This is a genomic window from Sinorhizobium terangae (assembly GCF_029714365.1).
Taxonomy (GTDB): Bacteria; Pseudomonadota; Alphaproteobacteria; order Rhizobiales; family Rhizobiaceae; genus Sinorhizobium; species Sinorhizobium terangae.
The window spans coordinates 909,960-922,522 of sequence record NZ_CP121659.1; the positions used below are offsets into that span (position 1 = coordinate 909,960).

Annotated in this window: 13 protein-coding genes; 3 read left to right on the forward strand and 10 right to left on the reverse strand. The window is 61.7% G+C overall.

All coding sequences use genetic code 11. From position 1 onward, the window contains the following. Window positions 1-12: 12 nt before the first annotated feature. Both QA637_RS04300 and QA637_RS04305 read right to left on the reverse strand, forming a co-directional pair. Window positions 13-1,182: a glycosyltransferase family 4 protein gene (locus QA637_RS04300; protein ID WP_283063848.1), complete on the reverse strand. Its 1,170-nt coding sequence runs from the start codon at window positions 1,180-1,182 to the stop codon at window positions 13-15. Window positions 1,183-1,187: 5 nt separating this feature from the next. Next, complete coding sequence (locus QA637_RS04305) at window positions 1,188-1,763, reverse strand: polysaccharide biosynthesis/export family protein (RefSeq protein ID WP_153436911.1); 576 nt, start codon at window positions 1,761-1,763, stop codon at window positions 1,188-1,190. Window positions 1,764-1,959: 196 nt separating this feature from the next. Between QA637_RS04305 and QA637_RS04310 the strand changes: the two genes are divergently transcribed. Beyond that, window positions 1,960-4,098 (forward strand): GumC family protein, encoded by a 2,139-nt coding sequence (locus QA637_RS04310; protein WP_283063850.1) that lies wholly within the window; start codon window positions 1,960-1,962, stop codon window positions 4,096-4,098. Between the two features lie 44 nt (window positions 4,099-4,142). Here QA637_RS04310 and QA637_RS04315 read toward each other — a convergent pair whose 3' ends face one another. The 3 genes from QA637_RS04315 to QA637_RS04325 form a co-directional block, all read right to left on the reverse strand. Then, window positions 4,143-5,366 carry a GNAT family N-acetyltransferase gene (locus tag QA637_RS04315; RefSeq protein WP_428843118.1) on the reverse strand — a complete coding sequence of 408 codons (1,224 nt, stop codon included), beginning with the start codon at window positions 5,364-5,366 and terminating at the stop codon, window positions 4,143-4,145. A gap of 310 nt (window positions 5,367-5,676) precedes the next feature. Next, window positions 5,677-6,417 carry a metallophosphoesterase family protein gene (locus QA637_RS04320; protein WP_283063851.1) on the reverse strand — a complete coding sequence of 247 codons (741 nt, stop codon included), beginning with the start codon at window positions 6,415-6,417 and terminating at the stop codon, window positions 5,677-5,679. Between the two features lie 16 nt (window positions 6,418-6,433). Continuing rightward, entirely contained in the window at window positions 6,434-6,646 is a 213-nt protein-coding gene (locus QA637_RS04325) for a DUF2842 domain-containing protein (protein WP_153436915.1), read from the reverse strand. A gap of 218 nt (window positions 6,647-6,864) precedes the next feature. On the opposite strand from QA637_RS04325, the gene QA637_RS04330 reads away from it, so the two are divergent. After that, complete coding sequence (locus QA637_RS04330) at window positions 6,865-7,965, forward strand: COX15/CtaA family protein (protein WP_283063854.1); 1,101 nt, start codon at window positions 6,865-6,867, stop codon at window positions 7,963-7,965. A gap of 64 nt (window positions 7,966-8,029) precedes the next feature. Here QA637_RS04330 and argC read toward each other — a convergent pair whose 3' ends face one another. From argC to QA637_RS04345, 3 genes are all read right to left on the reverse strand, one after another. Continuing rightward, window positions 8,030-8,962 (reverse strand): N-acetyl-gamma-glutamyl-phosphate reductase, encoded by a 933-nt coding sequence (gene argC / locus QA637_RS04335; RefSeq protein WP_283063856.1) that lies wholly within the window; start codon window positions 8,960-8,962, stop codon window positions 8,030-8,032. 87 nt (window positions 8,963-9,049) lie between these two features. Next, window positions 9,050-10,006 (reverse strand): agmatinase, encoded by a 957-nt coding sequence (gene speB, locus QA637_RS04340; protein WP_283063858.1) that lies wholly within the window; start codon window positions 10,004-10,006, stop codon window positions 9,050-9,052. A 96-nt stretch (window positions 10,007-10,102) separates the two neighbouring features. Further along, complete coding sequence (locus QA637_RS04345) at window positions 10,103-10,894, reverse strand: phenylalanine 4-monooxygenase (RefSeq protein ID WP_283063859.1); 792 nt, start codon at window positions 10,892-10,894, stop codon at window positions 10,103-10,105. A 112-nt stretch (window positions 10,895-11,006) separates the two neighbouring features. On the opposite strand from QA637_RS04345, the gene QA637_RS04350 reads away from it, so the two are divergent. Further along, the gene (locus QA637_RS04350; protein WP_283063861.1) at window positions 11,007-11,480 is read left to right on the forward strand and encodes an Lrp/AsnC family transcriptional regulator; all 474 of its coding nucleotides are present in this window, start codon (window positions 11,007-11,009) and stop codon (window positions 11,478-11,480) included. Window positions 11,481-11,549: 69 nt separating this feature from the next. On the opposite strand, the gene rpsI is transcribed toward QA637_RS04350, so the two are convergent. Continuing rightward, complete coding sequence (gene rpsI, locus QA637_RS04355) at window positions 11,550-12,017, reverse strand: 30S ribosomal protein S9 (protein ID WP_136504255.1); 468 nt, start codon at window positions 12,015-12,017, stop codon at window positions 11,550-11,552. A 2-nt stretch (window positions 12,018-12,019) separates the two neighbouring features. Further along, entirely contained in the window at window positions 12,020-12,484 is a 465-nt protein-coding gene (rplM, locus tag QA637_RS04360; RefSeq protein WP_064240798.1) for a 50S ribosomal protein L13, read from the reverse strand. Window positions 12,485-12,563: the final 79 nt, after the last annotated feature.

Below are 12,563 nucleotides of genomic sequence, written 5' to 3' on the forward strand. Positions count from 1 at the left end.
ACTAAGAAACGCTTACGTTGTAACGAGCTGTCCTCGCGCCCGGGCCGCATCGCCTGCCAGATCATGATACAGCTGCATCACGTTCTTTGTCATGACCGACGCGGCGAAGCGGGATTTAAACGCCTTGGGATCCGGCATCGTTCTTTCGGGCCAGTCGTGCTCGACGATCGTGGCGGCCATGATCGCTGCCAGCGAAGCGACGTTGGGTTCGGCAAGCGCACCGCTGTCGGCGCCGAAAACCTCCGGAATCCCGCCGACCCGTGTCGCGATGCAGGGCTTGCCGGCGGCAAGTGCCTCAAGCACGATATAGGGCATCGATTCCGCACGCGAGGGGATGACGACCGTGCGCGCAAGCGCGAAGGCCTCTCTCGCCTTCATGGCCGGGAGCATCTTGATGCGCCGCCCGAGCCCCTTGCGCAGTTTCATTTCTGCGTATTGCTGCTGTTGCGGCCCGTCGCCGATCATCAGGGCGGAGAGAGGGCGGCCGGCGATCCGCTCGGCCGCAGCAAAGCTCTCCACAAACAGATCGGGACCCTTGAGGTCCCGCATCATGCCGATATACAAAAAATCCACTGCGTCCGGCGCAACCGTGACGGGATCGAATTCGCGGTCGTCGATGCCGTTATAAATCAGTTCGTTGCGACCGGGCGGCCGGCCGACCTTTGCGAAATAGGTTTGGCGTTCGTAATCGCAGACGAAGACGAGAGCGTCTGTGAGGCGCTCCTGCAGCCGCTCGAGACGGAAAATCGCTCGACCTTTCAACGATCTTGAATCGTAGTGGAGGCTGCCGCCGTGGGGTGAATAAAGGCGGGCTACGCGATACTTGTTGACCCGCAAGGCTGAACCGATAATGCGCGCAAGGACGCCGCCTTTGGCGCCGTGCCCGTGCAGCACATCCGGTTGCAAACTTCTGATTTCGCTATAGCTGCGCCAAAGTGCGACAATGTCGGACGGTCCGATGGCGCGGTGAATGGGCAGGCGAACGATGCCGAGCGCCAGATGGGGGCGGATCGCATCGAACAGGGCGTCTTCGTGAGCGCCGCCGGTCGTGCTGTCGCACAGAATTCCCACCTCGTGCCCGGAATTGGCGTGGGCTTCGGCTAGATCCCTTACGTGCCGGAATATGCCGCCGACCGGCGACCTGAAGCAATGAAGGATGCGCAGGGGACGTTCGTTCTGCATGGGTGTCAGAACAGCCGTTCGCGGACATAGATCGTGTCACCGGCCATGACCGGGTCGGAAATCGGCACACGGCCGGTAATAATGCGGCCGTTGATCTTGCGGGTGATATCGGCGTTTGACTGGTTCGCACGCGCCGAGAAGCCGCCGGCCACCGCGATCGCATTCTGAACCGTCATGCCGGGAACATAGCTGTATTGGCCGGCCTGGCCCACTTCGCCCATGATGAACACGGAACGATAGCGGTCCACCTCGATCGTGACGTCCGGATCCCGGAGAAAGCCCTCGCGCAGCTTTGCGGCGATCATGCCTTCCAGTTCCGGCAGCGTATGGCCGCGCGACGGTATGGCGCCGATCAGCGGGAAGGCGACATAACCGGCTTGATCGACGGTATAGGTGCCACTGAGACCGGCCTGTTCGAAGACGTTGATGCGAAGGCGGTCGCCGCTGTCCAGCCTGTAGGGCTGGATGGTGGCCTCGCTGAAGGCTTTGGGAGCCGGTTGGTAGCTCGTGCAGCCGCCGACCAGTGCAGACAATATCGCCAATGCGATAGCGCGTGCTGTCTTTTTGCCTGCGGTCGACATGTGGGTCTCGGACTCCGGAAACGATCACCTCTGGCGACGTTATCGATCCGTTAGGGTTAATAGCCGGTAAACTCGCCCAGGAATTTTGATTTGGCGGCGGCAGGGAGCGCCACCTCAGGGTTGTGCTCGATATTAACCGTTGCGTTACCATGTTCCTTTACTTTCCGGCCGAATGAAGAACCTTCGGAGTTGAGGCATGTCAGGCATCGGCGGCGGGCAGCAGGATGTGGATATAGATCTCGGCGGCCTCTTCCGCGCCGTTTGGGCGCGGCGAACCCGAGTTTTGCTCGCCACGGCTTGCGTCGCGGGAGCAGCTTTCACCACAGCGATGATGATCGCTCCTCAGTATCAGAGCGAAGCCCGGCTGCTGATCGAGTCGCGTGAACCGGAGTTCAGCGGATCGAACCAGCTTGCCCCGATGGGATCCGACCGGGTTTTCGATGAATCGGGTATTTCAAGCCAGGTCCAGGTGCTGCGTTCCGCCGATCTGATCAAACAGGTCGCGCGCAACATGAAGCTGCATGAACGCAAGGAGTTCGATCCTTCGGCCGAACCCTCGGCGCTTTCCGATCTCCTGGTGATGCTCGGCGTCAAGAAGAACCCGCTCGATTTGCCGCCCGAAGAGCGCGTGCTGAAGGAGTTCGAGTCCAAGCTACAGGTCTATCAGGTCGAAAAGTCGCGCGTCATCGCCATCGCCTTCACCTCGAAAGACGCCAGGCTTGCGGCCGCCATTCCGGATGAGATGGCAAAAGTCTACTTATCCCTGCAGAGCGGCGCGAAGCTTGATTCGAATTCGGAGGCGAGCCGCTGGCTGGAACCGGAAATCGCCAACCTACGCGAGAAGGTGCGTGAGGCGGAAGCGAAAGTTGCGGCCTACCGTGCTTCCTCCGGCCTGCTGCCGACCAGTGAGACGGAAAACTTCGCCACGCGCGAGCTCACCGATATTTCGACCGAGCTCGCCCGCGTGCGGGGAGAGCGGGCCAATGCCGAAGCACGCGCGAAAGGCGTGCGGACGGCGCTCGCCGACGGCCGTGCGCCGGACACGTTGACCGACGTCGTTGGCTCGCAGATGATCCAGCGGTTGAAGGAAAGCGAAGCTAACATCCGGGGCCAGATTGCGGACCTGTCGACGTCATTGCTCGACGGCCACCCGCGGCTCAAGGCGTTGAAATCCCAGCTTGAAGGCATCGCGCAGCAAATCCGCACCGAGACCCGCAAGGTTCTCGTCAGCCTGGAGAATGAAGCGAAGGTCGGGCAGTTGCGCGAGGAGCAGTTGCTGCAGCGCCTCAACACGCTCAAGGCACAATCCGCACAGGCGGGAGAGGAAGAGGTCGGCCTCCGCGCACTGGAGCGCGAGGCAACAGCGCAGCGTCAGCTTCTCGAAACCTATCTCGCCCGCTACAGGGAGGCGACATCACGCACGGTTGCGAACGCGACGCCGGCAGATGCGCGCGTGATTTCGAATGCGGTCGTTCCGAGCACGCCGAACTTCCCGAAGGTCGTGCCGATCACGGTGGTTGCGGCGCTCGCCACCTTCCTGATCGGTTGCGTCGCCATCATGCTTGGCGAGCTCTTCAGCGGACGGGCGCTCAAGCCCATTTCCGTCGTGGAGCCGGAAGCTTCCGAACAATTGCCCGCCGGCCCGGCGGAACCGAACTCTGGGGAACCGATGCTCGCGCTTGCGGAGAGCGACGGGCCGGTCAAGGACCTTGAACCGGTGGAAGATGCGAAGACGGCGGGAAGCGACTTCTCAATCGAGTTCGTTGCCGCTCACCTTCTTGACCAGAACATCCGTTCCGCCGTTTCCGTGTCGCCGGGCGGCGACGAAGGATCGACGGCGACTGTCATGCTGGCGCGGCTCCTCGCGGAAGACGGACGGAAGGTCGTTCTCATCGATCTTTCCGGCTCGGCCTGCCCGACGCGGCTGATGGCACAGTCCTCGGCGCTGCCGGGGATCACGAACCTGCTGTCCGGCGACATCGCCTTCGCCGAGTCGATACACGCGGACCGCTTATCGGAAGCGCACATTATTCCACGGGGAAATTCCGACCCGCGGACAGCAATGCGCGGGATCGAGCGGCTGCAGATGATCATCGATGCGCTCACCAATGCCTATGATCTGGTGCTGATCGAGTGTGGCCCGGCTGATGCCAGCGCCGTAACCAGAATCGCCCGGCGAGAGGGAACGGAGATCATAGTGTCGGCTTCGTCCGTCAGCGATGAGCGTATTGTGGAACTGCTGACAGACTTCGGCGAAGCTGGATACCGCAACATCGTACTGATGACCGGACAGCGCGAAAGCGACCCCGATTTCCCGGATCGCCACGCCGCCTGAAGCGCACGCGGGCCGTTCGGAGGCTCAATGCTCGTCCGTCGGCTTCAGCGTTGGCTCCGCTGGCGCAGCCGCTGGATGAATGCGTAGGATGCTTTGTTGCCCTTTACCATGCGTTTGACCAGCAACGCCCCGCGATGAATATGGGCGGCCAGATGCCCGCGAAGCGTCAGGGGCAAGACGATGTCCCGTAACGGGGTCTCGATGGTGCACCACGAGCGCTTGTAAGCTTGATCGCCGATCCCGAAATCGAAGAGCGCCACGCCTTCGGAACACAGCCGCTCGATTATCCGGTAAAACAATAGTTCTCCTGGACTGCTGTGGGCGGCGATCTCCTCGTCGATCGAGCCAAACTGGCAGATGACGTGGTCGCCCTTGCGCGAAAGGCCGGCGATTGCAAGGATCCGGCCTTCATGCTCGCCCCTGAGGCGAATGGTGTTGAGCTCCAGTAACTGGTCGTCCGCCGATCGACCGTGCTCTAGGAGCTGATGGAAGAAGGCGCGTGTTTCGGCCTCCTGAAACACGTCCGGCAGGCCGCGCGCGTCGAAGCGTGCCGCCTTCTGCTGGAAGAAGGTTTCCAGAAGTGCGTGCGCTTCCGACATCTCGCGTGCGACCACGTAGTCGTAGCCGCCAAGGGCGGCGAGACGCCGCTCCGATATCCGCACCTTCCTGCGCCGCCGCTTCGCGTTGAGCTGTGCCAGCGTGCGTTCGATATTCCCGAGCAGCGGCAATTGAAAAGAGGCATTGACGTTCTGCACGGCGGGCAGGGCGGCAAGCGGATGAACCTTCCCGCGCCACGTCGCAGGCGTCCTGTCGAGCGTGACGATATCTGCGAACGCTTGCAGCTGGCGTTTGATTCCGCAGGTCAGCACGCGCACGAATTCCGTAGGCGGAGTGGCGTCCTCCTCGGCAAACACGCCGGTATTGAGATTGCTGTGATCGGAGCCGATCAGCCGCGCCGTGCGGAAGAGGGGTCCGCGGTCGATTTCGAGCGGCAGAATAAAGAGCACTTGTCGGCCGCGCGCAGCGCGAATGAACAGCGTCTCACTTTCGTGTGTTTTCCGCCATGCGGCGCACCAGTCGAAGCTCTGGTGCAGCGAGTTCTGGCCGTTCTTGTCCAGGACCCGCCATTCCGCTTCGAGCGCGGCCATGTCCGTATGGATGGAGACCGTTATCTTTTCGACGCGTTGTGCTTCCGAACGGTGGGTTGAGGCGCGGTCGTTCGGCTGCGGCTCGTCCAACGACGTCAAAGTGAAGCAGGCATTCGTCATTTCATCTACCGTTCGGAAGGGAGATCGTGCCTCCATTGAAACGCAGATGTCGCTACATTCACCTTAATTTCGCGCGGGAGTGGCGGCTATTTCGCGGGCGACAGCAGAATGCGGTTAGCAAAGCATGAAGCGCACCGCCAGCGGCCGCATCGCCCACACGCTATGATGACTTTGTTCTCAAGGAGCATCTCATGCCGGTTACTCCCTCCGCACCAAATCCCGGCGACAAAATTCTCGTCGACAAGGTGACGCGAAACATTGCTGCAATCACCTGCGCGGATCTTCATGCGCTGGAACGCGCCCGATAGAGTCAGTCGAGGAAGCCGGTTGCGAGAGCCCTTGCCCATTCGGGGCGATTGCGGCGTGCAGCAAGGCGCGACATGGCCATATGATCATAACGCACGCAACGGAAGGTGGCATTCCACTCGTCGCCACTGCGCTCGACGATGGCATACCGCGCATCCGGCGACCCGTTTTCGACCTTGTGAGGAACAGGCTTGTCATCGTCGTAGCCCGGACAGCCGACGCTACCGGGGTTGACGACGAGCCGGCCGTCCGTGAGCCGCACGGCCCGCGGAATATGCGTGTGGCCGCAGAGGATCACGGGATAGTCGGTGTCCGCGGCGAAGCTCTCGATGATGTCGCGTCCCGCCATGTGGACGATGCCATCGGCCGCCAGCGTTTCCAGCCAGTAGGTTTCGTCGCTGCGCGGCGTGCCATGACAAAGGAAAAGCGCGCCTCGATAGACCCGGGTTTCAGGCAAGGAGGCAAGCCACGCCAGATGACGTGGCTCGAGTTCGTCGTGAGCGGCCCGATCGGACGGTCCCATGTGCGCCGGGTCGAGCGTCAGCAGGTAGCGATCGTGGTTGCCGCGGATCGCGGGGATGTTGTGCTCGGCCAGGATGTCGGCGGTTCGTGCGGCGTTGAGTGGGCCGCTCAGATGGTCGCCGAGATTGACGATCTCCGCGATCCCTTGCGTGGCGATGTCGGCAAGCACCGCCTCGAGTGCGAGATCGTTGCCGTGAATATCGGAAATAACCGCGACCCTCATCTGATACTCCCGGCAATCAGCGATTCTTGGCGGGCTTTTCCATCCACTTGATGATCAGCATCGCGGGGAGGATCCACAGCAGGCCCGTCAGGAAGAAGTAGAGCAGATGCACCCACCAGGGCGACGCGCCGAGCAGCAGCGAAGCGAAGGTGATGGCCGCCAGCGCGTAAACGACGACGAGGATGATGATGAGGATCGTGCCGATCAGTTTTCTGAGGCGTACGGGCATTTCGTTTCTTTCGGGTGGTTTGCGCTTCACTACAGCGCCGTGCGTCCTATCGGATGTTTCCTCAAGTCGGTACGATTTGAGGAAGCATGCAGTAGCCGCGACGGCATGCCGCAAAGGCTTCGGCCTTGTTTTGCACGGCACTCTGGTGCAAATCAACGGCTTTCGGGGCCGGCTGGGCTGGAACCTTGCTGCGCCCCGGCGAGAAAAGAGGAAATTCCATGGCCCAGGTCGAGTTGGCAGAACAGATGCTCCTGAAGGAGATCGACAGGACAGAGCGCAACCGCCGGCAAATCCGCGGCTGGCTCGCAGCCGTTCTCTTCGCTCTGTTCGCCTTGGTACTCGTCGGTGGTGCAACGCGATTGACTGAATCCGGTCTTTCGATCACGGAGTGGAAGCCAATTCATGGCGTGATACCGCCGCTTTCCGCCGAAGAATGGGAAGAGGAGTTCCGGCTCTATCAGCGCATTCCCCAATACGAACAGCTCAACAAGGGCATGACCGTCGAGGAGTTCAAGACGATCTTCTGGTGGGAATGGGCGCATCGGCTGCTGGCGCGTACTATCGGCGTTATCTTCGCCCTGCCGCTTTTCTTCTTCTGGGTAACGGGTCGGATCGAGCGACGCTTGAGGTGGCCGCTTGTCGGCATTCTGGCGCTCGGCGGTTTCCAGGGCTTCATCGGCTGGTGGATGGTTTCCTCCGGCCTCGCCGAACGCACGGAAGTCAGCCAGTACCGGCTTGCCACGCACCTCGTCATCGCCTGCCTGATCTTCGCTGCCTGCATGTGGATCCTGCGCGGTCTTTGCCCGCATTCGGGCGACGCCGCGCCGACGAAAAGGTCGCGATCGATGGCGGCGATCCTCGCTGCCATGAGCCTGTTCCAGATCTATCTGGGCGCGCTGGTGGCGGGTCTCGACGCAGGCTTCACCTACAATACCTGGCCGCTGATGGACGGAGCGATCATCCCGGGCGGACTGTTCGTGCAGCAACCGGCCTGGATCAACCTCTTCGAGAACCCGAAGACCGTACAATTCTTCCATCGTGCCGGCGCCTATCTGCTGTTCGCGCTGGCACTGGCGCATATGCTTGCTTCATTGCGGGCGGCGCCGGAAACGACGCACGCGCGACGCTCCGTGGTCCTCTTCGGCCTGGTGACGATCCAGGCGATGATCGGCATCACGACGCTCGTGCTTGAGGTGCCGATCGGTTGGGGCGTGCTGCACCAGGCAGGCGCGCTGGTCGTGCTCGGCTTCGCCATCGCGCATTGGCGCGGCTTCGTCGGCGAATATCCGAAATCGACGGCGATCGAGTTCCGCGACTGACCAATAGCCATAAGAAAAGCCCCCGACAGGCGACTGTCGGGGGCACTGTTTTTCACGGCTTCATTCAGGCCGAAAGCATCAGGTCCATATTCTGGACCGCTGCGCCCGACGCGCCCTTGCCGAGATTGTCGAGCAGGGCGACGAGGTTCACATGCGTCCCGCCAGACGTCCCGAAGACAAAAAGCTTCATTGTGTCCTTGCCTGCAAGTTCCGTCGCGTCGATGCGGGCGAGCTGCGCGCTTTCGGCAAGCGGGGCGACCTCGACGATCGACTGGCCGGCATAATGCTCGACGAGCGCGGCATGAATGCTTTCCAGAGTCGCGCCGGCGGCAAGGTCATCGAGATAGAGCGGCACCTGCACGATCATCCCCTGCGGGAATCTCCCCACGGACGGCGAGAAGATCGGGGCGCGTTCGAGCAGGCCGTGCATCTTCATTTCCGGGACATGCTTGTGCTTGAGCGTCAGCCCGTAGAGGAAATGTGGCGCGCTGATGTGGTCCGGATTCTGGTCGTCCTCCATCTGCGCGATCATCTGCTTGCCGCCGCCGGTGTAGCCGGAAACCGCATTGACGGTGACCGGGTAGCCATCCGGCAGGATGCCGGCCTGGCGTAATGGCCGGATCAGGGCGATGGCGCCCGTCGGGTAGCAGCCGGGGTTGGCGACGTGACGCGCTTCGCGGATCTTTTCCGGCTGCGCCTTGTCCATTTCCGCAAAGCCATAGGCCCAGTCGGGCGCGACACGATGCGCGGTCGACGTATCGATGATGCGCACGCGATTGTTGCCGGCTACCATGGACACGGCTTCGCGCGACGCGTCGTCCGGCAGGCAGAGAATGGCGATGTCGGCATCGTTGAGCAGGTCTTCGCGCATCGCGGCGTTGCGGCGTTCCGCTTCCGGGATCGACAGCAGTTCGACATCCGTACGACCGGCCATGCGGGTGCGGATCTGCAGCCCGGTGGTGCCGTGTTCGCCATCGATGAAGATCTTCGGTTTCATGATTTACCTGTTCCTGCAGACGGTTGCGGAAATTTCCGGAATCAGTCTGGCATAGAATTGAATCAATTTCTTAGCGTGCTCTACGAATTAGCCGCGCCTTTCCGCGAGCCATTCGGCACGCAGGCCCAGCATATACATGGCGATGGTCGAGCCAGCAATGGCGGTCATGTCGGCGTGGTCGTAGGCGGGCGCCACTTCGACCACGTCGCTCCCGGCGATGTGGAGAGCGCCGAGCTTGCGCAGCACCGAAAGGATTTTCGCGCTGGACGGGCCGCCGGCCACCGGCGTGCCGGTGCCGGGCGCATACGCAGGATCGAGGCAGTCGATATCGAAGGTCAGGTAGGCGGGCTGGCTGCCGACATGCCGGACGATCGTGTCGGCGATCTCCTCGGCGCGCATGTCCTCGACCTCGTAGCCATAAACGATCCTGATGCCGCAATCCTCGGGAGCGTGCGTCCTGATGCCGATCTGGATCGAACGCTCGACGTCGATAAACCCTTCGCGCGCCGCGCGGCCGACAAAGGAGCCATGGTCAATGCGGCCCCTCTCGTCCGGCCAGGTGTCCTGATGGGCGTCGAATTGAACGAGGGCGAGGGGACCATGCAAGGCGGCGTGCGCCTTGAGTACGGGATAGGTGACGAAATGGTCGCCACCGAGCGTCAGCAGATAGGCGCCGGATTTCAGGATCTTCGCCGCCTCGCGCTCGATCGTCGCGGGTGTCTTGGTGTGGTTGCCGTAGTCGAGCAGGCAGTCGCCATAGTCGATCGTCGCCATGTCGGCAAAGAGATCACGCTCGAACGGATATTGCGGATCGTTGTCGAAGATGGCGGAGGCGCGGCGGATCGCCTGCGGTCCGAAACGGGCACCGGGCCGGTTGGAGGTCGCTGCGTCGAACGGAATGCCCCAGACCACGGTGTCCACGCCCTTCAGCTGCTTGGTGTATTTCCGCCGCATGAAGGAAAGGATACCGGCGTGGGTGGGATCGGACGCCGCCGCAGTCAGTGATCTTGCCGTGATCGCGTGGTCGATCGTCTCGTTTGCCATGCCCGTCTCCCCTCAGTTTGACGGGACGTTGGACAATCGATGCCGGCAAGGCAAGAGCTTGCCGGCAAAATCATGTGCATTCCAGGGGAGGCACCCTTAGGACGCCTTGGCCTCGAAGGTCGGCGCAAAATCACCAAGCCTCTTGGCTTCATTGATCCGAGCCGTGATGTCCTCCTCGATAATCGTCTCGAGCTGCGCGAAACTGTCGATGACATAGTAGATCGGCTGGACGATATCGATGCGGTAGGGCGTCCGCAGAACGCTCATCAGATCGAAGGGGCGGAATTCGCAGTCCATCGTCTCCATGGCATGGCGCGTCTCGCTGGTTGATGAAACGACACCCGCGCCGTAGCAGCGCCTGCCCTTCGGCGTGTTGATCAGGCCGAACTCGACCGTGAACCAGAAGAAACGGAACAGGTGCCACGAATAATCCTTGCCGAGCTTGACCGCCTTTTGGCCGAAGCGCCGGACGAAGTTGGCGTAACTCTGGTTCGTCAGCAGAGGGCAATGGCCGAAGACCTCGTGGAAGAGGTCCGGTTCCTCGATATAGTCGATGTGTTCCCGCCGGCGCATGAAGGTCGCGAGCGGGAACTTGCCCTGCGACAGGAGCTCGTAAAAGCGCGAAGGCGGGATAAGCGCCGGCACACCCTCGACACCGAAGCCCGTGGTTTCCGCGAGCCTCCGGTTGACGTCCTTGAGCTGCGGAACATGATCCGGATTGAGGCCGAGGGTCCGCACGCCTTCGAGATATTCGTCGCATGCCTTGTCGGCAAGCAACTTCATTTGCCGCCGATAGAGTTCGCCCCAGACCGCATCCTCCTCCGGTGTGTAGAGATAGGTGCCGTCCGGTTCCGGCAGTTTCGCGGTGTAGGTGCTTTGCTTGGTCATGACGCCTCCTCATTCGCCAGAACAGATTGCTGTTGCAATTGTATCCCCAACGGGCTGAGTATTTGTTTCACAGTTGCCGGTCATCGGCTTCCTGGCGGGAGGAAATTTCGAGATGCCGTCAGATTTGAAGGAATCGTTTCAACCGTTGCGCCGATTGCTTCGCCTAATCCAGGCCGATGGCGGCCAGTCGCTCGCGGAGCTGGCGGAGAAGGCCGGCATGTCGCAAAGCTCGGCCTGGCGCCGGCTGCAGGAACTCGAAGCCGATGGCGTGATCCGCAAGCGCGTGGCGCTGCTCGATCCGGCAAAGCTGGATCTGAAGCTCTGCATCATCGCCCATGTGACGCTCGAGGATCACCATGACGAGGCGATCGCCTCGTTCTCTGCCGTGGTCAGGGAGAGGCCGGAAATCATGGAATGTTACGCGCTCTCCGGCACGTTCGACTACATGCTGAAGATCCGGGCGGCGGATGTGGAAAGCTATGACGCGTTCATGACGCGCTACCTGATGCGCAACCCGCATGTGCGGACGGTGGTTTCGAGCTTCGTGCTGAGGGAGCTCAAGTCGACCACGGAACTGCCGATCTGACTCTTTGAAATTGCGCAACAAAAAAGGCCGGGACATGCCCGGCCTTGGAAGTGCAGCAACTGCCAGCGATCAACGCTTGGAGAACTGGAACGAACGGCGTGCCTTTGCACGGCCGTACTTCTTGCGCTCGACCACGCGGCTGTCGCGGGTGAGGAAGCCACCGCGCTTCAGAACAGAGCGCAGGCCCGGTTCGAAGTAGGTGAGAGCCTTGGCAATGCCGTGGCGAACGGCACCGGCCTGGCCGGAGAGACCGCCACCGGCAACGGTCGCGTCGATGTCGAACTGGCCGTCACGGGCAGCAGCGACGATCGGCTGCTGCAGGATCATCTGCAGAACCGGGCGAGCGAAGTAAGCCGCATAGGGCTTGCCGTTGATGGTGATCTTGCCGGAGCCGGGCTTCACCCAAACGCGGGCGACGGCGTCCTTGCGCTTGCCGGTCGCGTAGGAACGGCCCTGCGCGTCGACCTTCTTGACGTGAACCGGAGCAGCCGGTTCCGCGGTCGTGGCGATATCCTTGAGAGCGGAAAGGTCAGCCATTATCAGGCGCTCCTTGTGTTCTTGCTGTTCAGCTTGGCGACATCGAGGACGGTCGGCTGCTGTGCTTCATGCGGGTGGTTGGAGCCGGCGTAGACACGCAGGTTCTTCATCTGGCGACGGCCGAGCGGGCCGCGCGGAACCATGCGCTCAACGGCCTTCTCGATGACGCGCTCCGGGAAGCGGCCTTCGATGATCTGGCGTGCGGTGCGCTCCTTGATGCCGCCCGGGTAACCGGTGTGCCAGTAGTACTTCTTGTCGGTGTACTTCTTGCCGGTGAGAACGGCCTTCTCGGCGTTGATCACGATGACGTTGTCGCCGTCGTCGACATGGGGGGTAAAGGTGGCCTTGTGCTTGCCGCGCAGGCGATTTGCGATGATGGAAGCGAGGCGACCGACAACGAGGCCTTCGGCGTCGATGAGGATCCACTTCTTCTCCACCTCTGCAGGCTTCTGAACGAAGGTTGCCATATCTATACTCTTTCGTTGGACCCGGAAGCGTACCGCCGGGCGTTTCTTGTTGCTTGGTTTGACCCGCGGGCGGGTCAAA